21 protein-coding genes and 2 pseudogenes are annotated in these 23,752 nt (G+C 65.9%); 9 read left to right on the top strand and 14 right to left on the bottom strand.

The window, feature by feature from the left end; translation table 11 throughout:
• Positions 1 to 668: 668 nt before the first annotated feature.
• From ACV22Z_RS23885 to ACV22Z_RS23870, 4 genes are all read right to left on the bottom strand, one after another.
• A complete protein-coding gene (locus ACV22Z_RS23885; RefSeq protein ID WP_448078731.1) occupies positions 669 to 1,292 on the bottom strand; it encodes a flavin reductase family protein in 624 nt (207 codons plus the stop codon).
• Positions 1,293 to 1,638: 346 nt separating this feature from the next.
• Positions 1,639 to 2,976 carry an argininosuccinate synthase gene (argG, locus tag ACV22Z_RS23880; RefSeq protein WP_448078730.1) on the bottom strand — a complete coding sequence of 446 codons (1,338 nt, stop codon included), beginning with the start codon at positions 2,974 to 2,976 and terminating at the stop codon, positions 1,639 to 1,641.
• 406 nt (positions 2,977 to 3,382) lie between these two features.
• Entirely contained in the window at positions 3,383 to 4,453 is a 1,071-nt protein-coding gene (locus ACV22Z_RS23875) for an FUSC family protein (protein WP_448078729.1), read from the bottom strand.
• A 309-nt stretch (positions 4,454 to 4,762) separates the two neighbouring features.
• Positions 4,763 to 6,298 (bottom strand): sensor domain-containing diguanylate cyclase, encoded by a 1,536-nt coding sequence (locus tag ACV22Z_RS23870; protein WP_448078728.1) that lies wholly within the window; start codon positions 6,296 to 6,298, stop codon positions 4,763 to 4,765.
• 604 nt (positions 6,299 to 6,902) lie between these two features.
• Here ACV22Z_RS23870 and ACV22Z_RS23865 point away from each other — a divergent pair.
• Positions 6,903 to 8,450 carry an amino acid permease gene (locus ACV22Z_RS23865; RefSeq protein WP_448078727.1) on the top strand — a complete coding sequence of 516 codons (1,548 nt, stop codon included), beginning with the start codon at positions 6,903 to 6,905 and terminating at the stop codon, positions 8,448 to 8,450.
• 276 nt (positions 8,451 to 8,726) lie between these two features.
• On the top strand, positions 8,727 to 8,972 hold the full coding sequence (locus ACV22Z_RS23860) for a DUF3717 domain-containing protein (protein ID WP_448078726.1): 246 nt from the start codon (positions 8,727 to 8,729) through the stop codon (positions 8,970 to 8,972).
• A 204-nt stretch (positions 8,973 to 9,176) separates the two neighbouring features.
• Here ACV22Z_RS23860 and ACV22Z_RS23855 read toward each other — a convergent pair whose 3' ends face one another.
• The 5 genes from ACV22Z_RS23855 to catA all read right to left on the bottom strand — a co-directional run bounded on the left by ACV22Z_RS23855 (position 9,177) and on the right by catA (position 13,966).
• Positions 9,177 to 9,968, bottom strand: coding sequence for a 1,6-dihydroxycyclohexa-2,4-diene-1-carboxylate dehydrogenase (locus ACV22Z_RS23855; RefSeq protein WP_448078725.1), 792 nt, complete (start codon positions 9,966 to 9,968; stop codon positions 9,177 to 9,179).
• Positions 9,965 to 10,999 carry a benzoate 1,2-dioxygenase electron transfer component BenC gene (benC, locus tag ACV22Z_RS23850; RefSeq protein ID WP_448078724.1) on the bottom strand — a complete coding sequence of 345 codons (1,035 nt, stop codon included), beginning with the start codon at positions 10,997 to 10,999 and terminating at the stop codon, positions 9,965 to 9,967. Before benC ends, ACV22Z_RS23855 begins: the two co-directional genes overlap by 4 nt.
• Before the next feature lie 37 nt (positions 11,000 to 11,036).
• Positions 11,037 to 11,528, bottom strand: coding sequence for a benzoate 1,2-dioxygenase small subunit (gene benB / locus ACV22Z_RS23845; RefSeq protein WP_448078723.1), 492 nt, complete (start codon positions 11,526 to 11,528; stop codon positions 11,037 to 11,039).
• Positions 11,525 to 12,892 carry a benzoate 1,2-dioxygenase large subunit gene (gene benA / locus ACV22Z_RS23840; RefSeq protein WP_448078722.1) on the bottom strand — a complete coding sequence of 456 codons (1,368 nt, stop codon included), beginning with the start codon at positions 12,890 to 12,892 and terminating at the stop codon, positions 11,525 to 11,527. The genes benB and benA overlap by 4 nt, the downstream gene beginning before the upstream one ends.
• Before the next feature lie 153 nt (positions 12,893 to 13,045).
• Positions 13,046 to 13,966 carry a catechol 1,2-dioxygenase gene (catA, locus tag ACV22Z_RS23835; protein WP_448078721.1) on the bottom strand — a complete coding sequence of 307 codons (921 nt, stop codon included), beginning with the start codon at positions 13,964 to 13,966 and terminating at the stop codon, positions 13,046 to 13,048.
• 202 nt (positions 13,967 to 14,168) lie between these two features.
• On the opposite strand from catA, the gene ACV22Z_RS23830 reads away from it, so the two are divergent.
• Complete coding sequence (locus ACV22Z_RS23830) at positions 14,169 to 15,086, top strand: LysR family transcriptional regulator (RefSeq protein WP_448078720.1); 918 nt, start codon at positions 14,169 to 14,171, stop codon at positions 15,084 to 15,086.
• A 336-nt stretch (positions 15,087 to 15,422) separates the two neighbouring features.
• On the top strand, positions 15,423 to 16,322 hold the full coding sequence (locus ACV22Z_RS23825; protein WP_448078719.1) for an alpha/beta fold hydrolase: 900 nt from the start codon (positions 15,423 to 15,425) through the stop codon (positions 16,320 to 16,322).
• Positions 16,323 to 16,363: 41 nt separating this feature from the next.
• On the opposite strand, the gene ACV22Z_RS23820 is transcribed toward ACV22Z_RS23825, so the two are convergent.
• Positions 16,364 to 16,711, bottom strand: a complete 348-nt coding sequence (locus ACV22Z_RS23820) for a hypothetical protein (protein ID WP_448078718.1) — start codon at positions 16,709 to 16,711, stop codon at positions 16,364 to 16,366.
• Positions 16,712 to 16,914: 203 nt separating this feature from the next.
• Complete coding sequence (locus ACV22Z_RS23815; protein WP_448078717.1) at positions 16,915 to 17,571, bottom strand: TetR/AcrR family transcriptional regulator; 657 nt, start codon at positions 17,569 to 17,571, stop codon at positions 16,915 to 16,917.
• A 95-nt stretch (positions 17,572 to 17,666) separates the two neighbouring features.
• On the opposite strand from ACV22Z_RS23815, the gene ACV22Z_RS23810 reads away from it, so the two are divergent.
• Positions 17,667 to 18,911 (top strand): glycosyltransferase, encoded by a 1,245-nt coding sequence (locus ACV22Z_RS23810; protein WP_448078716.1) that lies wholly within the window; start codon positions 17,667 to 17,669, stop codon positions 18,909 to 18,911.
• Between the two features lie 56 nt (positions 18,912 to 18,967).
• On the opposite strand, the gene hutC is transcribed toward ACV22Z_RS23810, so the two are convergent.
• The 3 genes from hutC to ACV22Z_RS23795 form a co-directional block, all read right to left on the bottom strand.
• Positions 18,968 to 19,663: a histidine utilization repressor gene (gene hutC / locus ACV22Z_RS23805; protein ID WP_448078715.1), complete on the bottom strand. Its 696-nt coding sequence runs from the start codon at positions 19,661 to 19,663 to the stop codon at positions 18,968 to 18,970.
• Between the two features lie 210 nt (positions 19,664 to 19,873).
• Positions 19,874 to 20,998 (bottom strand): porin, encoded by a 1,125-nt coding sequence (locus ACV22Z_RS23800; protein ID WP_448078714.1) that lies wholly within the window; start codon positions 20,996 to 20,998, stop codon positions 19,874 to 19,876.
• Between the two features lie 221 nt (positions 20,999 to 21,219).
• Positions 21,220 to 21,570 (bottom strand): hypothetical protein, encoded by a 351-nt coding sequence (locus ACV22Z_RS23795; protein ID WP_448078713.1) that lies wholly within the window; start codon positions 21,568 to 21,570, stop codon positions 21,220 to 21,222.
• A 207-nt stretch (positions 21,571 to 21,777) separates the two neighbouring features.
• Between ACV22Z_RS23795 and ACV22Z_RS23790 the strand changes: the two genes are divergently transcribed.
• The 4 genes and pseudogenes from ACV22Z_RS23790 to ACV22Z_RS23775 form a co-directional block, all read left to right on the top strand.
• Positions 21,778 to 21,978, top strand: coding sequence for a hypothetical protein (locus tag ACV22Z_RS23790; RefSeq protein WP_448078712.1), 201 nt, complete (start codon positions 21,778 to 21,780; stop codon positions 21,976 to 21,978).
• A gap of 158 nt (positions 21,979 to 22,136) precedes the next feature.
• Positions 22,137 to 22,217 carry a K(+)-transporting ATPase subunit F gene (gene kdpF, locus ACV22Z_RS23785; RefSeq protein WP_448078747.1) on the top strand — a complete coding sequence of 27 codons (81 nt, stop codon included), beginning with the start codon at positions 22,137 to 22,139 and terminating at the stop codon, positions 22,215 to 22,217.
• 137 nt (positions 22,218 to 22,354) lie between these two features.
• Positions 22,355 to 22,741: pseudogene (locus tag ACV22Z_RS23780) on the top strand (potassium-transporting ATPase subunit KdpA); the annotation flags it as partial.
• Positions 22,735 to 23,508: pseudogene (locus tag ACV22Z_RS23775) on the top strand (DUF4118 domain-containing protein); the annotation flags it as partial. The pseudogenes ACV22Z_RS23780 and ACV22Z_RS23775, both read left to right, overlap by 7 nt.
• Positions 23,509 to 23,752 lie beyond the last annotated feature (244 nt).

The raw sequence follows: 23,752 nt of genomic DNA, 5'->3' as shown, positions 1-23,752 counted from the left end.
CGGAGGATCGGTGATGCAGGTTGCATTGGCGGCGCTGCCGAACAGGTTGACGGCGATCGCAGCCGCGAGGCCCGCGACGAGGGTCTTCGTTTTCACGATTAGTCATCCGTAATAATATGGATGTATAGGTAGACAGGGTGTCCGAATGCCTCTTCACGCGTTACGCCGATGATGCCTCATGACCCAACGCGGTCATCCTTGCCGCGTGCCCCGGTATTTCGTTATGAACCCGGAAACGCCTGCGACCATTCGCGAGTTTCTCGCTCGTTGGGACGAGCAGGCGTTTCTGCATGCATCCACGAAACCTTCCGTATCTGCACTGCGTACGAGTTTAAGTATCCGCGCGCGCGTTAATCCGGCGATCAGAGGCCTATCGTGACGGCATCTCGACGCATTGGCTCGCAAACGGTAAATAGTGCCGATCGAGAATGCATCGCCCATCCGCTGGTTCGCGGCAGCCCCCGTTGTCGCGCCTTCGGTCGACAACGACTCGGGCACGCATCGATTTCCTGACGCAGAACCTGTCAGATATCGATTTCGATTCGCCGGCGCCGGCCTGAACGGAGCGCTCGAAGCGCAAAAGAAGGGGCGCGAACACCACACGCGCGCGTCAATGAAGCGACGGGCTCATGCTTCGGCCCCCGTCATCGCGTGGCGAGGGGAACCATTCAGGACGGCCGGTGCATGTCGAACCGGTTCTCGGGCGTGACGAGCGCATAAGCCGACGGGCCGCCTGCACGAAGGATGACGCCTGCGCCGAAGGTATCGAAGATGCCGTCCTTGAGCAGGTCCTTGCGAATGTGCACGGCGACGACTTCTCCCAACACGAGCCAGGTGGTGACGGGTGCACCTTTGTGATCGCGAAGCTGGACGACATCGGTGAGCTTGCATTCGAAGTTGACGGCGCTTTCGGCCACGCGCGGCACGGCGACTTGTCGTGACGGCGCAGGTGTCAGGCCCGCCAATTCGAATTCATCGACTTCGTAAGGCACCATCGCGCACGTCGCGTTCATTTTCTCGGCGAGATCGCGTGTGGCGAGGTTCCACACGAATTCACCCGTTTCCTGGACGTTGCGCAGGCTGTCCTTCGCGCCGGTGCTCGAGAAGCCGATGATCGGCGGATGGTAGTTGAACGCGTTGAAAAAGCTGTACGGCGCGAGATTGAGCGAGCCGTTGCTGCCGCGCGTGGAGATCCAGCCGATGGGCCTCGGACCGACGATCGAATTCAACGGGTCGTGCGGCAAGCCGTGGCCTTGCGACGGTTCGTAGTAGTGGTAGCGTGGATCAGTCATGAGTGGAGATCGGGCCGTTCAGGTGGATGACGGTCAGGGGTGTCATGGGCATGAGGCAAGTCGCGGACGACACGCAGCTTGCCATGATTGCGCCGGCGCTGCAGCGCGATTCGAGCATCGCGCAACGCGGATCGACCGCAGCAAGCGCGCGACGATGCGTGACGATGGAACGCGAGGATGGTGTGGAGCAGATGCGGCAACGCATGCATGCGTGGCCACGGAAGGAACGAGCGGCGGGAGGAAGAGGAGACCGGCAGGCAGCACACGCGTCGAACACGTACGCTGCCTGCCTGCTCGCGGCCGGACGACGCATCACCTGCGCCGCCCGGCTGCAAACGACAACGCGTTACTTGTCGCTGTCGTCCTTGATTTGCGGCAGCGCCGACGATTCGCCCGGCGTCAGCAGCCCGACCTGCGTGTACACGCGCAGCTTGTCGCGCGTATCGGTGATGTCGAGGTTGCGCATCGTGAGCTGGCCGATCCGGTCGCGCGGCGAGAACGTCGACGCGACCTTCTCCATCGACAGACGCTCCGGCTGATACGTGAGGTTCGGCGACTTCGTGCTCAGGATCGAGTAGTCGTTGCCGCGGCGCAGTTCGAGCTTCACTTCGCCGGTGATCGCGCGCGCGACCCAGCGCTGTGCCGTTTCGCGCAGCATGATCGCCTGCGGATCGAACCAGCGGCCCTGGTACAGCAGGCGGCCGAGACGGCGGCCGTTCTCGCGGTACTGCTCGATCGTGTCTTCGTTATGGATGCCCGTGACGAGACGCTCGTAAGCGATGTACAGCAGCGCGAGCCCCGGGGCTTCGTAGATGCCGCGGCTCTTCGCCTCGATGATCCGGTTCTCGATCTGGTCGCTCATGCCGAGGCCGTGGCGGCCGCCGATACGGTTCGCCTCGAGCAGCAGCTCGACCTGGTCCTTGAACTCGACGCCGTTCAGTGCGACCGGCTGGCCGGCTTCGAAGCGTACCGTCACTTCTTCCGCGGCGATCTTCACGTCGTCGCGCCAGAACGCGACGCCCATGATCGGGTTCACGATCTTGATGCCGCTCTCGAGGCTTTCCAGATCCTTCGCCTCGTGCGTCGCGCCGAGCAGGTTCGAGTCGGTCGAATACGCCTTCTCGGCCGACATCTTGTACGCGAAGCCCGCCTGGCGCATGAATTCGGACATTTCAGCGCGGCCGCCGAGCTCGTCGATGAACGTCTGGTCGAGCCACGGCTTGTAGATCTTCAGGTCCGGGTTCACGAGCAGGCCGTAGCGGTAGAAGCGCTCGATGTCGTTGCCCTTGTACGTGCTGCCGTCGCCCCAGATGTTGACGCCGTCTTCCTTCATCGCGGCGACGAGCATCGTGCCCGTCACGGCGCGGCCGATCGGCGTGGTGTTGAAGTACGTGACGCCGGCCGTCGTGATGTGGAACGCGCCGCTCTGCAGTGCCGCGATGCCCTCGGCCACCAGTTGAGCACGACAGTCGATCAGGCGCGCGCCCGCCGCGCCGTATTCCATTGCGCGCTTCGGAATCGCATCGTAGTCGTCTTCGTCGGGCTGGCCGAGGTTCGCCGTGTATGCGTACGGGACGGCGCCCTTGAGTTTCATCCAGTGCAGCGCGGCGCTGGTGTCCAGGCCGCCGGAGAAGGCGATACCAACCTTCTGGCCGGTCGGGAGGCTTTCGAGAATCGTGCTCATAGGAATTACCGTGGATTGAAGTCCGGGAGGGGTTGTATTTCGCGGAATATGCGAGTATCGGCTGTCCGGGGCCTTGGGGCAAGGGTTGATTTCGGGCGCGCGGCCGTCAGCCGGGCCGCTCGGGCCGGCTTGCGGCCTGCTCGCGACGCGTCGCGGCGGCCGGTCTTCAAGGGACGGAACGGCGGGCGCGCGGCTGGCTGCCGGGCACCGGCGGGGCGGGAGTACGGCCCGCGCAGGCCCGGACGGGCGCCGCTTATGCTGTTTGTGCCGCATACGCCGCATACGCCGCATACGCCGCATACGCCGCATACGCCGCTTACGCGGCTTACGCCGCTTACGCGGCGCGGGATGGCGCCGATATCGTCCGCACCAATCAGGTGCATCCCCACGCCCGCCACGCCGGCACTCAGATATTCCACGACCGCGCGGTATCGAGCAGCCGCTCGCGCAGTTGATCCACCTCGCCGGCCAGCTTCGCTGAAATCGACACATAGCCCGACAATTGCGGCGGCGGCGCGTCCTGCGGCGGCGCCTGCCGGCGCCGCGCCGCGCCAAGCCGGCTCGGCGTGCCGAACTTGAGCGCGCGGCTCGCGCCGACGAGCGTGTCGCGGATGTTCCGGTTCGTCGCCTTCATCGCGACACGCAGGTATTCGCGGGCAGCCGTATCGTCGCGCGCCGGCAGCACGCTCGCGAGAATCTCGAGGTAGCTGATGCACAGGCGCAGACTGCGCTGGATCGCCTCGAGCTGCGCCATCGAAATTTCGCGTTCCTTCGATACGGACGGCATCAGCGAACGCAATTGCACGAGCAGCGCGCTCAGCGTGGCCATGTCCTTCAGGTGCGTCTCGTCGCTGACGTGCCGGTCGCCCGCGATTCGCGCGTGCACGCCGGCGCACGCGCGCAGCGCATCGGCGAGCTTGTAGCGCCACGAATAGGTTGCGTAGAGCGGCAGCGCGAACGAGAACGCCAGCGCGATCGCGATGCCGGTCAGCACGTTCACCGCGCGCCACAGGCCGTCGACGATCTCGTTGTCGCCGTGTCCGGCGACGATCACCATCGTGATCGCCGACAGCAGCGCGATATAGCCGGCCTTGCCGATCGCGTGATACGCGCAGACGCCGCATGCGACCGCCATCACGACGTAGATCGCGAGCGGCGCGTGCACGGCCGAGTGCAGCAGGATCAGCAGCAGCCCGGCGAGCGCGCCGATCGACGTGCCGAGCGCGCGCTCGGCCGCCTTCTTGCGGATGTTGCCGTGATGCTGGAGGCCGCCGACGACGATCAGCACGGTGATCGTCGACCATTCGCCATGCGGCATCCGCAGGCCGGTCGACAGGCCGATCGAAACGAGGATCGCGAGCGAGACGCGCGCGGCGTGGATCAGTTTCGCGTGACGGTAGCGGCGATAAGGGTCGAGCAGCGGGCGCAGCGCGCTACGGACGACGGTCGGCAGCCGGGTGTGGAGCGAGGCGGTCATGACGGAAAGCGGGTGACGGGGAAACGCGCCGGCGGCAATTCGGCCGGCGGCGCATCGCGGCTGCGATCAGACGTAACGCTAGCCGAACGTGCTCGGGCTGTCCACGGTAGCGCGGCGGCATTCAGCGCCCGGCAGGGGGCGGGGATGTGCTGAAGATGCTGAAGATGCTGAAGATGCTGAAGATGCTGACGATGCGGGAGATACGGGAGATACGGGAGATACGGGAGATACGGGAGATACGGGAGATACGGGAGATACGGGAGATCCGGGAGATCCGGGAAGGAGCCCGACCGTTATCCCGTTGCACGCTCAAGCTTCCTCGCGGCACTGCCCGGCCTCGCACACGCGGTTGCGCCCGCCGGATTTCGCGCGGTAGAGCGCCGTGTCGGCGAGCTTAAGCAGCATTTCGGCGCTTATCGTGCGGTCGTCCGCAGTGGTCGCGACGCCGATGCTGGCCGTTACGCACCCGTACGGGCTCTTCACGTGCTCGACGCCGAGCCCGGCGATCGCCCGCCGGATCGCCTCGGCCACGATCGCCGCGCCGCGCGCGCCGGTGTCGGGCAGTGTGACGACGAATTCCTCGCCGCCGTAGCGCGCGACGTGGTCGCCCTGGCGGCGCAGGCAGCGCGACGCGCATTGCGCGACTTCGCGCAGCACGTCGTCGCCCGCCTGGTGGCCGTAGTAGTCGTTGAAGGCCTTGAAGTGATCGACGTCGACGAACAGCACCGCCAGCGGCCGGCCGCTGCGGCTCGCGCGCCGGGCCTCCTTCGCGAGCACCGCGTCGAACGTGCCGCGGTTGTCGAGGCCCGTCAGCGCATCGGTGTGCGCGAGACGGTACAGCTTCGACTCGGCGATCTGCCGGCGCCTCAGTTCGCGCGACAGCAGCAGCGAGCCGCCGACGATGAACACGCTGAACACGCCGACCAGCACGACCACCCAGATCGCGCGGTCGCGCCACGACGCGAAGACGTCGCTTTCGGCGGGCGCGACGTTGACGATCAGCGGCACGCCGGTAAGGTGCCGGTAGACGAAGATGCGGCGCACGCCGTCGATCGACGCCGCGCCGGCCAGCACGCCTTCGCGTTGCGCCATCGCCTGGATGAACAGCGGCGCGTTGTGCAGGTCGAGGCCGACGATGGCCGGGTCGAACGGCTGGCGGCACACGAGCGCGCCGTTGTTTTCGACGATCGACGCGGTGCCGTGCTTGCCGACCGCGATGCCGTCGAGCAGCGCGCGGAAGTAGTCGATGCTCAGCGTGCCGACGACGATGCCGCCAAACGAACCGTCCGGCCGGTTGATCCGGCGGCTGAGCGCGATCGTCAGCGCGCCGTTGCGCAGCCGGGACGCATAGGGCCGGCTGATGAACAGGCCGTGCGCGCGGCCGTCGCGCTGGGCGACGAAATAGTCACGGTCGGCGAAATTGCCGTGCCGCGCAGGCTCGGCGCCGGAATCGACCACGATATTGCCCTGGGCGTCCATCACGAATATCGAGCCGAGATACGTACCGCTCGCCGCGCGGTCGAACAGCATCCGGTGCTGCAGGCGCGGCGGCAGGCCCATGATGGCCGGATCGGTGACGCCATCGACGACGTTTTGCAGCGACAAATCGTACAGCTCGATAGTCCGCGTGATGTCGCGCTCGATCAGCAGCATCAGGTTCCGGGCATTTTCGACGGCGTGGCTGTAAGCGTCGCGGCGGGCTTCGATTAACACCGACACGCACATACTCCAGCTGAACAGCACCAGCAGAAAGCCCGTGACGATGACGCCGCTCGGCGACAGAATCCGCACGACCGTCGACGAAACAGGGCGGCGCAATGCATCCAGCAGCGGGAATTGCTTCATCCTGATGGGTGGAGAGTGGCGGAAATACGTGCCTGTTGACGGTTCCGCGTGGTAATTATTTCAAGATAATACGTATTATCTCGCGAATTCTAACTGTCTGACTGTTTTGGTAAAGCCGTTGCGGATTTAGACCGGATTTGGTTTGTTACGCATTGTTACATGCCGGGCGAACATGATTTGATTTGAATCAATCTTATGGTTCGTTTCATTTTGTCTGATTTATGACGGGAGTTTGTTCGATTTTGCACATTAATCAACTTTGGGGCACTTTCGGCGGTTCCCGGCAGGGCGTCCGGTGACTGCCGCACTTTGAAAGCCGCACTTTAATGTGCGCGCCGCGGCAGGCTCGCCAGCCGCCGCCGCGCGTGCCGCGACCGGCCCATCTCCAACCCATTGATTCTCCGCGGGCTGCGCGCCGCGCCGGACGGCTTGGCGCGCCCTGTCGTCCGGTCGAATCAGGTAGAATCCGCGCTTCGCCGCAGGCGCCCGGTGCGCGACGTGCCCGGAGCCGCCTCGAATGCAGGTCGGGGCTTGCATCGCGCCCCGATTTCGCGCGGCCGCCGGCTCCCTATGCCGCCTGCCTGCTCAACGTTCGTCTCGTTTTATGTCCGCACTTCCCAATTCCGACCGGCCAGGTTCGTCCGCCAACCCACCCAAGCTCCACCGCGCACTGAAGGCGCGCCACCTGACGATGATCGCGATCGGCGGTTCGATCGGCACCGGCCTGTTCGTCGCGTCCGGCGCGTCGATCTCGCAGGCCGGCCCCGGCGGCGCGATGGTCGCCTACATGCTGATCGGCCTGATGGTCTACTTCCTGATGACGAGCCTCGGCGAGATGGCCGCGTTCATGCCCGTGTCCGGTTCGTTCGCGACCTACGGCGCGAAATACGTGGACGAGGGCTTCGGCTTCGCGCTCGGCTGGAACTACTGGTACAACTGGGCGGTGACGATCGCGGTCGAGCTGGTGGCCGCGCAGCTCGTGATGCACTACTGGCTCCCGGACGTGCCGGGCGTCTGGTGGAGCGCGGCGTTCCTCGCCGTGATGTTCCTGCTCAACGCGCTCACCGTGCGCGGGTTCGGCGAAGCCGAATACTGGTTCGCGCTGATCAAGGTCGTCACCGTGGTCGCGTTCATCGGCGTCGGCCTGCTGATGATCTTCGGCATTCTGAAGGGCGCGCCGCACAACGGGTGGAGCAACCTGACGATCGGCGACGCGCCGTTCGCGGGCGGCTTGCCGGCGATGATGGGCGTCGCGATGATCGCGGGCTTCTCGTTCCAGGGCACCGAGCTGATCGGCGTCGCGGCCGGCGAATCGGAAAACCCGCGCACGACGATCCCGCGCGCGGTGCGCCAGGTGTTCTGGCGGATCCTGCTGTTCTACGTGCTGGCGATCTTCGTGATCGGCGTGCTGATTCCTTATACCGACCCGAACCTGCTGAAGAGCGACGTGACCGACATCGGCGTGAGCCCGTTCACGCTCGTGTTCCGCCACGCGGGCCTCGCGTTCGCGGCCGGCGTGATGAATGCGGTGATCCTGACCGCCGTGCTGTCGGCCGGTAACTCGGGCATGTATGCGTCGACTCGGATGCTGTACAACCTCGCGACCGAAGGCCGCGCGCCGAAGCTGTTCGCGAAGCTGTCGCCGGGCGGCGTGCCGCGCAATGCGCTGTATGCGACCACCGCGGTCGGCGCGCTGTGTTTCCTGACGTCGCTGTACGGCGACAAGACGGTTTACCTTTGGCTGCTGAACACGTCGGGGATGACGGGCTTCATCGCGTGGCTCGGCATTGCGGTCAGCCATTACCGCTTCCGCAAGGGCTACGTCGCGCAGGGCTATTCGCTGGACCAGCTTCCGTACCAGTCCAAGTGGTTCCCGTTCGGCCCGCTGTTCGCGTTCGTGCTGTGTGTCGTGATCGCGCTCGGCCAGGACTACCAGGCGTTCCTCGTGAACAAGATCGACTGGATCGGCGTGCTCGCGACCTACGTCGGCATTCCGCTGTTCCTCGCGGTGTGGGCCGGCTACCGGCTCGTGAAGCAGTGCCGCTTCGTCCGCTACGAGGACATGGAGATCGCGCCGTGGCTGGCCGCGAGCCGGGACGGGCAGCGGGGCAGGCAGCCGCAGCCGGTGTCGACGCCGGAAACCGTCGCATAACGTGCTCGGGGCACGCGGCGCGATGGCGCCGCACACGAACGAAGAAACGGGAAGCGTCGCGCTTCCCGTTTTTTTTCGCGTGACCCTTTCGGCACGGGGTCAAAGCCGGTTATATTGCCCGACCCATCCGGGCTGCGCGCCGGTCGGCGCCGCCGGCGCCGGCACCGGCCGGACCGGCCACCGATGCGCGCGGCGCATCGGACAGCCGGCGCCCGGTGTTTCAATCGCCCCGTCGGGACCGGCACGGCGCGCGGGGCGCGCAACCGAGAGGAATTCATGAGCGCATCACCAGCCGAGCGGACGGCCGAGCCCGTCTCCATCGTGCGAATCGAAGCCGCGATCAACGCGTGGCGCGAAGTGTACCCGCCGGCCCCGAACGGCGAGGACGGCTACGCGCTCGATGCCGGCAGCGACTGTCTCGCCGAACTCTACGGCGCGATGATCTGCTATCACCAGTCGACCGTGCCGCTCGACACGCTGAGCGCCGACCAGCGCGACGCGCTGTTCGCGACCGAGGTGTAAACGGCGCCGCCGGAGCGGGCCGCCGGCGTCGTTGCCGGCGGCAGTGCCCGACGGCGCGGGAACGACGAAACGGGAAGCCTCATGGCTTCCCGTTCGCTTTGGGCGATGCGATCCTTTGTCTGCTTTCGGGCTTTCGGGCTTTCGGGCTTTCGGGCTTTCGGAGCGTCGGACTTCCGAGCTTTCGTGTGCGAACGTGTTCGCTCGTCAGCCCTGATCCCCGCCGCCGACCGGCAGCACCGACCCCGTGACATACGACGCCTCGTCCGACGCGAGGAACAGGATCGCGCCGACCTGCTCGTCGATCGTGCCATAGCGATGCATCGGGCTCGATGCGACCGTCTGGTCGACGATCGCCTGATACCACTGCGTTTCCTGCTCGCTCTGAGGCTCGCTGTTGCGCGGCACGATGCGCGGCGGCGCCTCGGTGCCGCCCGTCGCGACTGCATTCACGCGGATACCGTTATGCGCCTGCTCGAACGCGAGGCTCGCGGTCAGTGCATTGACGCCGCCTTTCGCGGCCGCGTACGGAATCCGGTGGATGCTGCGCGTCGCGATCGACGACACGTTGACGATCGCGCCGCGCCGGCGTTCGATCATCCCCGGCAGCACCGCATGGCAGCACCACAGCGTCGGAAACAGCGAGCGGCGGATCTCGGCCTCGATCTGGCGGGTTTCGTACGCGTCGAAAGGCTTCGCCCAGATCGTGCCGCCGACGTTGTTGATCAGCACGTCGATCCGGCCGAATGCGTCGTGCGCGGCCTGCGCCATCTGCGCGGCGCCGTCGGCCGTTTCCAGGTCGGCGAGCACCGCGATCGCGCGGCCGCCTTCCTTTTCGATGTCGGCCGCGACGTCGCGCACCGTCGTCGCGCGGTCGACGAGCACGAGCGTCGCGCCTTCCTGCGCTGCGCGCAGCGCGACGCCGCGGCCGATCCCTTGTCCGGCGCCGGTGACGACGACGACCTTGTCCGCAAAGCGGTTCGGATGGGGCGTATTCATGCGGCGTTGCTCGACGAGAATTTTTCGAAATACAGGTTGGCCGGTGTGACGCCGCATTCGCGCAGCCACGCCTGCACCGCATCGACCATCGGCACGGGGCCGCACAGGTAGATGTCGACGTCGCCATCGTTGAGCCAGGACGGATCGACGTGCGTGGTCACATAGCCCTTGCGCGGATGCGCGCTGCCGGCATCGGCGACGCAGGTCCGATATTCGAAGCCGGGCAGACGGCGCGTGACGTCGTCGAGTTGCTCGAGCGCGACGAGATCGGCATCGTTCGTCACGCCGTACACCATCCGCACCGGTGGTGCGCCATCGCGATGCCCGTTCGTGCGCGCCGCGCATACGTCGAGCATCGACAGGAACGGCGCGATGCCGGTGCCGCCCGCGAGGAACAGCGCGGGCCGTGTGGCGTCGCGCAGGTAGAAGCTGCCGTGCGGCCCCGAGAACGCGATCCGCTGGCCGGGCGCGGCGTCCTGCGCGAGATAGCCGCTCATCTTGCCGCCCGGCACGTTGCGCACGATGAACGACACGCGCGGCGTGCCCGGTTGCGAGCTAAACGAATACGAGCGCGTCGACCCCGTACCGGGGATTTCGACGTTCACGTACTGGCCGGCGAGGAAGCCGAGCTGGTCGGGCGTGTCGAGGTCGATCGAGAAATGAATCGTCGAATCCGACAGCTTGTCGACCGCCGCGAGCGTGCCTTCATGGCGCGCGGCGCCCGTCTTGCAGGCGGTCGACGATGCCGGCACGCGGATCACGCAGTCGCTGCGCGGACGCGTCTGGCACGCGAGCACATAGCCTTGCGCCGCTTCGTCGGCGGTCAGCGCGTCCTCGATGTAGCTCGATTCGGGCAGCTCGTAATTGCCCGACTCGCAATGGCAGCGGCAGGTGCCGCATGCGCCGTCGCGGCAGTCGAGCGGGATGTTGATTTGCTGGCGATAGGCGGCGTCGGACAGCTTCTCGCCGTCGCGGCATGAGATGAAGCGCGTGACGCCGTCTTCGAATTGCAGTGCGATGGTGTGTTCCATGATCGTCTCCTCAACCTCTGGACGGAACCTGTCGAAACTAGATGTGATAGACGTCGATCACCTGATTGATGTAGTCGTTCTTCAGCACGACATACTTGTTCAGGATCTGCGGCGCATCGCCGTTGAAATCGATCACGTAGCGCGACATGCCGAAATAGGTCGACACGGTCTTGTAGCGGAAGCTCAGCGTGTGCCAGTTGAAGCGCACCGTGCACACGCCGTCCTCGTGCTTTTCCAGCTCGACGTTCGCGATGTTGTGGCTCGTGCGTGTGTCCGGCATCGTCGCGCTCGAACGCTCGGTCTTGATGCGGAACACGCGATCCTCGAGGCCTTGCCGGCTCGGATAGAAAATCAGCGAGATCTCGCGTTGCGGATCGGTGACGAGCGTGTCGTCGTCGTCCCACGACGGCATCCAGAACTGTGCGTCCGGGTGGTAGCAGGCGAGCCATTCGTCCCACTGCTCGTCGTCGAGCAGGCGGCTTTCGCGGTACAGGAACGCCTGGATGTCGGCGATCGAAATCGTGTTCATGCTTGGCTCCGTTCGGCTTCGATGGCCTTTTTCATCGTGTCGGCCCAGTAGCGGTGCTGCACCGTATAGAGCCCTTCGTCTTCCGTCTTCACGCCGCTCATCACCGGGTTCAGGCCGATCGTGCGCGCGGCGTCGTCCGGGCCGTCGATCCAGTGCGTCGAGCCGCGGCACATGTCGTTCCACGCGACCGAGATCCCCGCATACCCCTGCTGGCACGCGCGGAATTCCTCGAGATCGTCGGGCGTCGCCATGCCGCTCACGTTGAAGAAGTCCTCGTACTGGCGGATGCGGCGTGCGCGCGCATCGGCATCCTCGCCCTTCGGCGCGATGCAGTAGATCGTCACTTCGGTGCGGTCCACCGACAGCGGGCGCAGCACGCGGATCTGCGAGCCGAACTGGTCCATCAGATACACGTTCGGATACAGGCACAGGTTCCGCGAGTTCTGGATCATCCAGTCCGCGTTCGCGCTGCCGCAGCGTTCCGCGAATTCGTCGCGGCGGCTGAAGTTCGGGCGGTCCTCCGGGTTCGACCAGCGCGTCCACAGCAGCATGTGGCCGCGTTCGAACGCGTAGAAGCCGCCGCCCTGGCGGCCCCAGCTGCCGGCGTCCATCGCGCGGATCTTGTCCTCGCGCGCGTTCTGCTCCTTGCGGTGGTTCGTCGTCGCCGCGTAGTTCCAGTGCACGGCCGACACGTGATAGCCGTCCGCGCCGTTCTCGGCGGTCAGCTTCCAGTTTCCTTCGTACGTGTACGTCGATGCGCCGCGCAGCACTTCGAGTCCTTCGGATGACTGATCGACGATCATGTCGATGATCCGCGCCGCTTCGCCGAGGTGCTCCTTCAGCGGCGGCACGTCGGGATTCAGGCTGCCGAACAGGAAGCCGCGATAGCTCTCGAAGCGCGCGACCTTCTTCAGGTCGTGCGAGCCTTCCTTGTTGAAGCACTCGGGGTAGCCGGCGCCTTCCGGGTCCTTCACCTTCAGCAGCTTGCCGCTGTTGTTGAAGGTCCAGCCGTGGAACGGGCACGTGTAGGTTGCCTTGTTGCCGCGTTTGTGGCGGCACAGCATCGCGCCGCGGTGCGTGCACGCGTTGACGAACGCATTCAGCTCGCCCTGGCGGTTGCGCGCGATGAACACGGGCTGGCGGCCCATGTACGTCGTGTAGTAATCGTTGACGTTCGGAATCTGGCTCTCGTGCGCGAGGTAGATCCAGTTGCCTTCGAAGATGTGCTTCATCTCCAGCTCGAACAGCGCTTCGTCGGTGAACGCGCTGCGGTGCAGGCGGTAGTCGCCGCTGGCCTTGTCCTCGATGAGGAAGTCGTCGAGCGAGCGCACGGCGGGTGTGCGGTCCGGGTAGATCGGGATCATCGGGTGTCTCCTTGGTCGGTCAGAGTTGGCGCCTTAGCGCTTACTCTGGTCCCATGCTTCGCGGTCGATCAGAGTTGGCGCTTTAGCGCTTGCTCTGGTCCCATGCTTCGCGTAGGGCGGCGCGCGCGTTCGCGGCGCACTTCGTTGAATCGGTCAGGCGGCCGCGCGGATGCGCGTCACTTCGACGTCCGGTGCCGCCGCTTGCTCGCCGTGCAGCCGGAAATCGAAATCGATCGACGCGAACGGCCGGTCGACGCTGTGGCGTTCGAGTTCCGCGGCGGTGCTGATACGCTCGATCGCCGGCACGAGCCCTTCGCGGCTCGCGAACGCGAAGTCGTCCCACAGGTACGCGTCGCCGTCGATGTTGATCTGCGTGGTCAGCTTGCGATGGCCCGGCGCGGACACGAAGAAGTGGATGTGCGCGGGGCGGCGGCCGTGGCGGCCGAGCTTGTCGAGCAGGCGCTGCGTGGTGCCGTCGGGCGGGCAGCCGTAGCCGACCGGCACGATGCTGCGGAACTGGTAACGGCCGTGCGCGTCGGTGACGATCGTGCGGCGCAGGTTGAACGCGCTTTGCGTCTTGTCGAAGAACGAGTAATTGCCGTGCAGGTTCGCGTGCCAGACCTCGACCTTCGCACCCGCAAGCGGCGCGCCGTTGCCGCCGTACACGGTGCCCTGCATGAACAGCACGTCGCCGTCGGCTTCGTCCGTGCCGTCGTCGAGGCGCGCGAAGCCGATCGAGGCCGGTGCGCCGGCCACGTACAGCGGGCCTTCGATCGTGCGCGGCGTGCCGCCCGTCAGGCCGGCCTTCGCTTCGGCTTCGTCCATCCGGATGTCGAGGAAGCGCTCGAGGCCGAGGCCCGCGGCAAGGAGGCCGAGCTCGTGCGTCGCGCCCGCTTCCGACAGGTATTCGATGCCTTTCCAGACCTCGGACGGCGTCAGGTCGAGATCCTCGATCGCTTTGAACAGGTCGGCGGTCAGGCGCACGACGACCTGCTGGATGCGGGGATCGGCTTCGCGTTGTGCGGCGCCGACGATGAACCCTTTGACGAGGGCTTCGATGTCACTGTGGGTCACTGTCTTCTCCTGACTCTGGTGGGCTGCGATCCGGCGGGATTCGCACGTTTCGTCTGACCTGCGCCGGTTCGGGCCGATTGGAGCACTGATGCTCTGAGGGTATAGTTGTGGGGTTCCGAGCTGGCAGTTGAAGGATAGTTGCGCGTGAAAAGCGTCGTCCAACACTGATTTAGTATCAGTTTCATATCCAAGAGGTATTGAAATGGAGTTGCGGCACCTTCGTTACTTCGTCGCGGTCGCCGAGGAGCGCAACTTCACGCGCGCGGCGGAGCGGCTGCATATCGCGCAGCCGCCGCTGAGCCGCCAGATCCAGCAGCTCGAGGACACGCTCGGCGTGCAGCTGTTCGAGCGCAACGCGCGGCCACTGAAGCTGACCGATGCGGGGCGATTTTTCTATTCGCACGCGGTGCAGCTGCTCGCGCAGACGGCCGAGCTGGAATCGATGACGAAACGGATCGGCAAGATCGAACGGAGCATGTCGATCGGATTCGTCGGCTCGACGCTGTACGGGATGCTGCCGAAGATCATCCGGCGCTTTCGCGACGAATACCCGGCCGTCGAGCTGAGCCTGCACGAGATGTCGACGATGGATCAGATCAAGGCGCTGAAGGAGGGGCGGATCGATGTCGGGTTCGGCCGCATCCGTCATGAGGATCCAAGCGTGCGGCGCGTCGTGCTGCGCGAGGAACGCATGATCGTCGCGCTGCCGCTCGGCCATCCGCTCGTGACCGCGAAGGAGGTGCTGTCGCTGCACGACCTCGTCAACGACACGCTGATCATTTTCCCGAAGGCGCCCCGGCCGAGCTACGCGGACCAGGTGCTGGCCGCGTTCCATGATCGCGCGCTGAAACCGCGGCGCATCTACGAGACGCGCGAGCTGCAGATTGCACTCGGCCTCGTTGCGATGGGCGAGGGCATTTCGGTCGTGCCGCACAGCGTGTACGGGCTGAAGCGCGACGACATCAGCTACAAGGCGCTCGACGATCCGAACCTCGTGTCGCCGATCATCATGAGCATGCGGATGCTCGACGAATCGGAAGACATCGGCGCGATGCAGGCGCTGATCTACCGGCTCTACGACGAAGCGAAGATGGACTATCTGCCGCCGCCGCAGGAGTGACGTGCGGCGCGACGGCGTGATGACCACGTCATCGCCATGGTGCGACGGTGCGAAGGTGTGATGACCACGTCATCGCCATGGTGCGACGGTGCGAAGGTGTGGTGACCACGTCATCGCCATGGTGCGACGGTGTGACGGCGCGATGATCACATCATCGCCGAAGCCACGACGGTGCGATGACACGATGGCGACGTCATCACGCCGATGCCGTGAGCGCGTCAGGCGCCGGTCAGCGACGGCTGCATGCTTGACGGGATGCCCGTCGCCGCGCCAACATGGCCGGCAACTCGCCGGACCGCGTGCGTCCGGCCGCTTTCAAACATCCGACACACCGACATGACCGATATCGTGACCGAGGAGACCTGGATCGAGACGCCGCAAGGGCGTCTGTTCGCGAAACGCTGGCGCGGCAACACTGCGCTCGATGCACCCGATGCACCCGATGCACCCGATGCACCCGATGCACCCGAGGCACCCGAGGCACCCGAGGCACCCGAGGCACCCGATGCGCGCAGCGTGCCCGATGCTGCCGCGTGCCCGATCGTGCTGCTGCACGATTCGCTTGGCAGCGTCGCGCTGTGGCGCGACTTCCCGGAGCAGTTGGCGCGCGCGACGCGCCGCGACGTGATCGCATACGACCGGCTCGGCTTCGGCCAGTCCGATCCGCATCCGGGGCAGCTTTCGCCGTCGTTCGTGCGCGACGAGGCGGACCATGCGTTCAACGCGCTGCGCGAGCAGCTCGGCTTCGGGGCGTTCGTTGCGTTTGGCCACAGCGTCGGCGGCGGGATGGCGGTGGGGTGCGCGGCCGCGCATCCCGATCGATGCCGCGCGCTCGTGACGGTCGCGGCGCAGGCGTTCGTCGAGGAGCGCACGCTGGCCGGCATTCGCGAGGCCGAACGCCAGTTCGCCGAGCCCGGCCAGCTCGATCGTCTCGCGCGGTATCACGGCGACAAGGCGGAATGGGTGCTCCACGCGTGGGTCGATACGTGGCTGTCGGATGCGTTTCGCGACTGGAGCCTCGACGACATGCTGCCGTACGTGCGCTGCCCGACGCTGTCGATCCATGGTTCGCAGGACGAATACGGCTCGTCCGTCCACCCGGACCGCATCGCGTCGCGCGTCGCCGGGCCGTCGTCCGTCGTGATGATGAAGGAATGCGGACACGTGCCGCACCGCGAGCGGACGGCCGACGTGCTCGCGACAGTCAGCGAATTCCTGCACCGCTCGGGCGCTTGAGCGCCTGTTGCGGCGGCGAGGGGGACGCGATCAGAATGCGATCAGAACGCGAGCTGAATCGCGAGATCGATCGCCAGTACCGCGATCGAGCAGCCGATGCCGAGGATCACGTTCGGCAGCCGGTGCTCGAAGTCGCTATCCTTGCGCATCGCCGCGCCGAGCAGATAGAGCGCTTCGATGGCGATCTGCAGGCCGACGAACATCAGCATCAGCAGATACTCGTATCCCATCTCCTTGAAGCCGGCGAAGTGCATCCCGTGATCGCGGATCCACTGGCCGACGCGCAGCAGTTCGTAAACGAACAGCAATGCCGGAAACAGGTAGCTGACGAAATAGGTGGGCGCGCTGGCGTGCCGTAGTTCGAGGTGGAAATGATGCGTGGTAGCCATCACGAATTCCTCCTTGCAAACAGGGTTGCGATCGCAACGGCGGCGCGACAACGTGCGCATCTGAGGGTTTGCCCGGAGCACTGTGCGCAGCCGTACGTCGTCAGCATACTGCTGCGCGGACAATTTCGCATGGGTGCTGTGTCGACGCGGATACAGTCGCTTACGGTTGGCGTACATCGGCGGTGCCGCATGTCGCCCTTCGACTATGCGCGCCGTGTGCCGCCCGGCGACGCTTTCGCTTCCGCCCCTTCGACGAACAGCCTGACGATCGCGTGGAACTCGCGCTTGAGCGACAGCCCCGGCAAGTTCAGCCAGCGCAGCATCGCCGCGAGATACAGGTGATGGAACCACGTCGCGAGCTGGTCGGCTGGCAGCGACCGGTTCAGTTCGCCAGACTGCTGCCCGGCGGCGATCAGTTGTTGCCACACGAGCGCGATGTCGCTGCCGTTCGCGCTGCCATTCGCGCTTCCGCCTGCCGGCTCCGTCACGCCGATGCTCAGGAACCGATGCCGCAGATACGCGAGCAGATACACCGGATGCTGTTCGCACCACGCGGCCGACGCGTCGAGCACGCACGTTATCCGTGATGCGAAGGTCTTGCGCCTTGCGACATCGCGTTGCAAGTGCGCGAGATCGCGGGCGAGTTCACCTTCGAGCCAGTGCGCGAGAACGGCTTCCTTCGTCGGGAAGTGGTTGTATAGCGTGCGCTTCGCGACGTCCGCTTCCGCGGCGATCTGCTCCATCGTGACCGTGTCGTAGCCGTGCGCGTCGAACAGGCGCGCGGCGGTTTCGGCGAGATGGGACAGCATCTGGATGCGCTTGCGCGCGCGGCGGCCCGGATCGTCTGCGATGGGTTCCATGGCGAGGGTCTTTACAAAAAGTGTACGAGTTGCATTAGTATACGACGTGCATTTTTGTGATGCCAATCCGCAGCGCTGCACTCAGGGAGCCAAGCATGAAGCTCGTCATCGTCACCTACGGTACCGAAGGCGATACGCGTCCGCTCGCGGCGCTGGGCCGCGCGCTGATCGACGCCGGCCATGACGTGCGGCTGCTGGCCGACGCCGCGACGCTCGGTTCGGCCGCCGCGCTCGGTGTGCCGTCGGCCGCGTTGTCGGGCGACATCCGCCGCGCACTCGCACCGGGCGAGGCACTGTCGAGCGCGGTGAAGGGGCGCGGCGGCTTCAACGACACGTCGAAGGCGATCGCCGCGATCGCAAACGCGAACGCCGCCGCGTGGATGCGCGAGGTTGCCGACGCGTCGGCCGGATGCGATGCGATCGTCGTGTCGGGGCTCGCGGCGTTTGTCAGCCTGTCGGTTGCCGAGTATCGCGGCATCCCCGCGATCGGCGCGGGCCTCATTCCGATCACGCCGACGGCGGAGTTTGCGTCGCCGTTCCTTCCACCCGACAAGGTGCCGCGCTGGCTCAACTGCGCGAGCCACCGGTTCGTGAACGCGTTGTTGTGGCAGGCGTTCCGGCGCGCGACGAACGCGGCGCGCGCGAGCGTGTGCGGATTGCCGCCGCGCAAGCGCGTGTGGACCGGGCATCCGATGCTGTACGGCGTGTCGCCGGCGCTGCTGTCCGGTCCTGCCGACTGGCCGGACAACGCGTGCGCGTGCGGCCAGTGGAGCGCCGACGATCCCGCATGGACGCCGCCGCCCGCGCTCGCTGCGTTTCTCGATGCAGGCGAGCCGCCGGTCTATGTCGGGTTCGGCAGCATGGCGGGATTCGATCGCGCGTCGCTGGCCGATGCGCTGACGACGGCACTCGACGGCCGCCGCGCGCTGTTCTATCCGGGGTGGAGCGGGATCGACGCAACGATGCTGCCGGACCATGTGTTCGTCGTCGGCGAGACGCCGCATCGCTGGCTGTTTCCGCGAACTTCGATGGTGATTCATCACGGCGGATCGGGCACCGCGCATTCGGCGGCGCGCGCGGGCGTGCCGTCGGTCGTCGTGCCGTTCGCGGGCGACCAGTTCTTCTGGGCGAACCGGCTTCAACGGCTCGGCGTTGCCGGTGCGCCGGTGGCCGGAAGGCGGATGCACGCTGCGGACCTTGCGTGCGGCATCACGTTTGCGGAACGCGACGACGTGAAGGCGCGTGCGGCCGAACTGGGCGGGCGCATCGCGGGAGAGAACGGTGTGCGGCGAGCGGTCGCCGAGGTCGAGCGATGGGGGGCAGGCAGGCGCACGTGTTGAGGCATCCGACCGCATCGGGATGACGCGTGGCGATCGCGCCGCGCGTGCCGCCCGCGTCAGAAATGCCCGGTAAACCGGTACCGGCTGCCCGGGTGCCAAAGATTGACCGCCGACGCGACCAGGCCTTGCGACCACGTGCGCCGGTGCAGCATCAGGCACGGTTCGCGTTCGTCCATCGTCAGCAGGCGGCGCGTTTCCGCGTCGGGCATCGCGGCTTCGATCCGGTATTCGACGCGCTGCAGCGGTGCGACGCGCGTCAGGTACTGGTTCGGCGTCGTCGTCGTGAAGTCCTGCAGCGCATATTCGGGCGCGCAGGCCGGATTGACCCAGCGTTCCTCGAGCTGCACCGGCGTCGCGTTTTCGAAGTGCAGCACGCGCGAATGGAAGATCGGGCTGCCGGTGTCGAGCTGCAGCTCGTCGGCGAGCTTCGCGTCCGCGACCGCTGCACCCACGTGCAGCACCTGCGCGCGATAGCCGTGGCCGCGCGCGGCGACTTCGTCCGAGATGCTGCGAATTGCGACGAGCGTCGATTCGTATTTGGGCGACGCGACGTAGGTACCCGAGCCGCGCGTGCGCGTCAGCACCTGTTCGGCCGTCAGCTCGCGCAGCGCGCGGTTGACGGTCATGCGCGCGACGTTGAATTCGCGCGCGAGTTCGTTCTCCGACGGCACCTGGTCGCCTTCCGCCCATTCGCCGGCGTGGATGCGCGCCAGGATGAAATCCTTGATTTCCTGATAGATCGGTGTGGTCATGGGATCGCTGTTTCTGAGTCGGTGGCCGTTCGCCGCCGAGTACCAGTCCCGCGCACGCCCGGCGCCGAGTGTACCGGTTTCCCGGACGCGCCGGCCCGGATTCCCTGAATGATCCCTTTTCATGCGGCGCGCGTCCATGCGGGATTGCACAGAGCCGCGCGCCGGCCAAGCGTGGTCCCCGGGTGCACGAGCGGCATCCGGGCGGGTCTGTCAGAACCGATGCCGCATGCCGACCGTCCCCACGACCTGCGTGTTCGTCGACGAGGCCGCGAGCCCGTTGACGTTCGCGAACCCGAGCGTCTCGCCCGATGACAAGCCGGTCTGGTGCTGGTACACGGCCTCCGCGTACACGTCGGTGCGCTTGCTCAGCGCGTAATCGGCCATCAGCGAGACCTGATGCCACTTCGGGCGATGGCTGCCGGCCGCGTCGTCAAAGCGGCCGTCGGTAAACGTATAGGCACCGGCGAACGACACCGCCGAATCGAGCGCGTAGCGGGCGTTGATCTCGTAGTTGTCGAAGCGCAGCGAATTCAGCGCGCCCGGCAGCGACGACGCGGCCGTGTCGTCGAACATCGAGTGGGTCCACAGTGCGCCGACCGTCAGCCGATCGAACGCATAGCTGCCGCCTGCGCCCATCACGCGCTGGCGCGCCGCCGGAAAGTTTGCATTGTCATTGGTCGACAGCGCGCCGCCTCCCGTCGAGCCGCCGCGATTGAGCTGCAGGTACGCAGCGCCGAGATTGATCGGGCCGTTCGAGTACGACACGCCGGCGCTGTACGCGCGGTTGTCCGAGAAGCCGGGCTGGTTGCTGAAACCGTACACGCCGCCGAACTGGAGACCGGCGATCGTCGGGCTCGTGTACTTGACCGCGTTGTTGATGTAGAACGAATCGTCGATGTTGTCGTTGTCGAACGGGTGCGCGGCGAGGTTGTTGCCGTCGCCGTTACCGGCCATCGCGAGCGGGCCGAGGTAATCGACGACGGCATCGTATTGCCGGCCGAGCGTCAGCGTGCCGTACGGGTCGCTTTGCAGGCCGACGTACGCGCGGCGGCCGAACATCGTGTTCCGGTACGACTGCGTGCCGTTGTTCAGGTTGAAACCGCTTTCGAGCCGGAAGATCGCATGCAGGCCGCCACCGAGATCTTCCGCGCCGTTCAGGCCGAAGACCGTGTTCGACAGCAGCCCGCTGCCTTGCTGCCAGACGTGCCCGCCCGATTGATTGTTCGTATACGCGATACCGGCATCCAGCAGGCCGTAGAGCGTGACGCTGCTTTGTGCGTGTGCGGCAACGCTGAACATGGCAACGCAAAGCGTGCCGACGACTTCTTTTTTCATTGTCGAACTTCCTGGTAAGACCCGTTACTACGGGAAAAGCTGCGAAGGACGCACGCGATCGGCGGCGGAGCGCCGGTCGATGCCGGATCGTTCCGTTTCACGCGGACGTCGCGCGTCTGAATGGGGCGATGAAGCGCCTGCGCCCGACGTGTCGCGCGTTGTCGGCGCGAACGCGCAGCGGCCGGCGATCGGCGCGCGCGATGCAGGCGCTCGGGTGCCGTCTAGCGCCGCGAGCGGCGAATCGCGCCGAACTCGGCTTTGGGCAGCAATTGCATGATCGACGACATGGCCCGCGACAGGTGCGACCGCGCGAGCTCGAGCTGCAGGCATGCGCGCCCGGTCCGGTTGTCGATCTCGGCCGTATAGATGCCCAGCACGGGGCCGGCGGCCTGATGCAGCGCGCGGCGTGCCGCGGCCAGGTTGCACGACTCAACCTGGATCGACAGCAGCACCAGATGGTTCGTGTCGCGCGTGCGCGGCCGCAGCGATACGCACTGGCCGGAAACCGCCGCGCGCGATCGGCGAACGGACGGCAGGTGGATCGAGGTCGATTCGGTTCTCAGCGATTTCATGCATTGATCCCCGCGCCGCGTCACACGTGGGACACATTGCGTGCGGGGATTCCGTCTTGAACATGGCGAACATTCTAGGAATCGCAGTGACGATACGGTGTATAGACTTCCGGCCTGTTTGAAAAAATCACATAAAAGCGCGATGCGCGCTGCGTGCCGCAACGTCCGCGCGTTTCATGCCGACGCACACAACGCAGACGATCCGCGATGCATTTCGGCAAGACGTCGATCAAGTCGCGAAGCCACCGTATTGCCGTCGCCATTCAAAGCGAAATTCCGCCGTCGCGTCGCGTCGCGCCGCATTCGCACGCGAGCGTCGAAATAATCGATTGGTTCGATTCGCGCCTGAAAAATCAGAAATTATCCGGCCGCACGTTTATACGTTTTTTATTTTGCGGGAAAAATTGAACACCGCTTTGATACGCGGCTTTCTACACTGTCGCATCCCGTGTTCCAGCTGAACGTGGGGTGGTCGTCGTCCGGACGTGAGCGCCGCAGCTACGCCTGCCGGAGACGTTGACGATACCGCGGATTGTCCGCGCAAACGAAATAAAAGAGGGAAAACGATGCTGTGGATTTCGGGGTTTATTTCGGCCGTGCTGTTCGTCTATCTCTTCCACGCGTTGATCAAGCCAGAGCGGTATTGATTCGAGCGATTCGACAGGAATAAAGCATATCGGTGAACCTTATGAGCGATCTGGTTTTCGTGCTGGTCACGCTGGCGTTCTTCGCGTTGACAGCCGGTTTCATCAACGGCCTGGACAGGATGTGAGCGAGCGTCGACATGTTCAATAACACCATTCAATTCGCGATCGTTCTCGCGATCATGCTTGCGCTGGTTCCCGTCGTCGGGAAATGGCTCGCGCATGCATTCACGAGCCCGCGCCACGCGTGGGTCGAACGCCGGACCTACGCGCTGCTGGGCGTCGATCCCGCCGAAACGATGTCGTGGAAGCGCTACGGCATGGTGCTGCTGCTCAGCAACGCGGGCATGATGCTGCTCGGGTATCTGCTGCTGCGCATGCAGGACGTGCTGCCGTTCGATTCGCTGCAGCGCGCGGCGCAAAGCCCCGACCTCGCGTTCAACACGGCCGCGTCGTTCATCACGAACACGAACTGGCAGGCCTATTCCGGCGAAAGCAGCCTGTCGAACTTGCGGCGTTCGTGTGCGTCGGCTGCTTCGACTTCTTCTTCGTCGAGCCGAGATGGTCGTTCGCGGTATCCGACACGCAGTACGTGTTCACGCTCGCGCTGATGCTCGCGGTGGCGCTCGCGGTGGCGCTCGCGATCGGCCAGCTCGCGGCGCGCCTGCGCGCGCAGGCGCGCGCCGCGCGGGCGAACGAGAAGCGCTCGGCGGCGCTGGCACGGGTCGCACACGATCTGTCGGCGGCGATCGAGACCGAGCAGATCGCGTTGATCTGCACCGGCACGATCGCGCAGTTGCTGGGCGTGCACGTCGCACTCTTGCTGCCCGATGCGCGCGACCGGCTGCGGGCCACGCGCGACGTGTGGTTCGTCGACCCGGCGGCGGCGCAATGGGCGTTCGACCACGCGCAGCCGGCCGGCCGCGACACGCCGGCGTTCGACCGCTCGGTCGCACAGTACCTGCAGCTGAAGGCGCCGATGCGCGTGCGCGGCGTGCTCGCGCTGCTCGCCGACGCGCAGCCGGTGACGACGGATCCGGACGACCGGCGCTTGCTCGATGCGCTGTGCTCGTCGGTCGCGATGGCGCTGGAGCGCGTGCATTACGGTGACGTCGCACAGCAGACGCACGTCAGGATGGAAGGCGAGCGGCTGAGAAACGCGCTGCTGGCCGCGGTGTCGCACGACCTGAAGACGCCGTTGACCGCGATCCGTGGGCTGGCGGAGACGCTCGAGCGGCCCGAGCGGCTCGCGCCCGGGCAACCGGCCGGGCTGGCGCGCGGGATCCGCAACCAGGCCGAGGAACTGCATCGGCTCGTCGTGAACCTGCTCGATCTGGCGCGGATGCAGAGCGAAGGCGTGCGGCTGAACCGCGAGTGGCACGTGCTCGACGAGATCGTCGGCAGCGCGCTCGCGCATTCCGCGGGCGCGCTCGCCGGCCGCGCCGTGAAGGCCGACCTGCCGGCCAACCTGCCGCTGATCGACGTCGATGCGCTGCTGATCGAGCGCGTGCTGATCGTTCGAGCGCGAACGCAAGGAA

The organism is Burkholderia sp. PU8-34, from assembly GCF_053427725.1.
Note: the sequence above shows the minus strand (reverse complement) of the source record. Positions and strands in the feature narration are given on the sequence as shown.

Excerpts from the sequence above, each read along its gene's own strand:
- ACV22Z_RS23795 (WP_448078713.1), bottom strand. The coding sequence starts at position 21,570 with ATGAAATCGCTGAGAACCGAATCGACCTCGATCCACCTGCCGTCCGTT.
- argG (WP_448078730.1), bottom strand. The coding sequence starts at position 2,976 with ATGAGCACGATTCTCGAAAGCCTCCCGACCGGCCAGAAGGTTGGTATC.
- ACV22Z_RS23800 (WP_448078714.1), bottom strand. The coding sequence starts at position 20,998 with ATGAAAAAAGAAGTCGTCGGCACGCTTTGCGTTGCCATGTTCAGCGTT.
- kdpF (WP_448078747.1), top strand. The coding sequence starts at position 22,137 with ATGCTGTGGATTTCGGGGTTTATTTCGGCCGTGCTGTTCGTCTATCTC.
- ACV22Z_RS23875 (WP_448078729.1), bottom strand. The coding sequence starts at position 4,453 with ATGACCGCCTCGCTCCACACCCGGCTGCCGACCGTCGTCCGTAGCGCG.
- ACV22Z_RS23825 (WP_448078719.1), top strand. The coding sequence starts at position 15,423 with ATGACCGATATCGTGACCGAGGAGACCTGGATCGAGACGCCGCAAGGG.
- ACV22Z_RS23855 (WP_448078725.1), bottom strand. The coding sequence starts at position 9,968 with ATGAATACGCCCCATCCGAACCGCTTTGCGGACAAGGTCGTCGTCGTC.
- ACV22Z_RS23790 (WP_448078712.1), top strand. The coding sequence starts at position 21,778 with ATGCATTTCGGCAAGACGTCGATCAAGTCGCGAAGCCACCGTATTGCC.
- benB (WP_448078723.1), bottom strand. The coding sequence starts at position 11,528 with ATGAACACGATTTCGATCGCCGACATCCAGGCGTTCCTGTACCGCGAA.
- ACV22Z_RS23860 (WP_448078726.1), top strand. The coding sequence starts at position 8,727 with ATGAGCGCATCACCAGCCGAGCGGACGGCCGAGCCCGTCTCCATCGTG.
- ACV22Z_RS23815 (WP_448078717.1), bottom strand. The coding sequence starts at position 17,571 with ATGGAACCCATCGCAGACGATCCGGGCCGCCGCGCGCGCAAGCGCATC.
- ACV22Z_RS23810 (WP_448078716.1), top strand. The coding sequence starts at position 17,667 with ATGAAGCTCGTCATCGTCACCTACGGTACCGAAGGCGATACGCGTCCG.
- ACV22Z_RS23820 (WP_448078718.1), bottom strand. The coding sequence starts at position 16,711 with ATGGCTACCACGCATCATTTCCACCTCGAACTACGGCACGCCAGCGCG.
- hutC (WP_448078715.1), bottom strand. The coding sequence starts at position 19,663 with ATGACCACACCGATCTATCAGGAAATCAAGGATTTCATCCTGGCGCGC.
- benA (WP_448078722.1), bottom strand. The coding sequence starts at position 12,892 with ATGATCCCGATCTACCCGGACCGCACACCCGCCGTGCGCTCGCTCGAC.
- ACV22Z_RS23870 (WP_448078728.1), bottom strand. The coding sequence starts at position 6,298 with ATGAAGCAATTCCCGCTGCTGGATGCATTGCGCCGCCCTGTTTCGTCG.
- ACV22Z_RS23865 (WP_448078727.1), top strand. The coding sequence starts at position 6,903 with ATGTCCGCACTTCCCAATTCCGACCGGCCAGGTTCGTCCGCCAACCCA.
- ACV22Z_RS23830 (WP_448078720.1), top strand. The coding sequence starts at position 14,169 with ATGGAGTTGCGGCACCTTCGTTACTTCGTCGCGGTCGCCGAGGAGCGC.
- ACV22Z_RS23885 (WP_448078731.1), bottom strand. The coding sequence starts at position 1,292 with ATGACTGATCCACGCTACCACTACTACGAACCGTCGCAAGGCCACGGC.
- benC (WP_448078724.1), bottom strand. The coding sequence starts at position 10,999 with ATGGAACACACCATCGCACTGCAATTCGAAGACGGCGTCACGCGCTTC.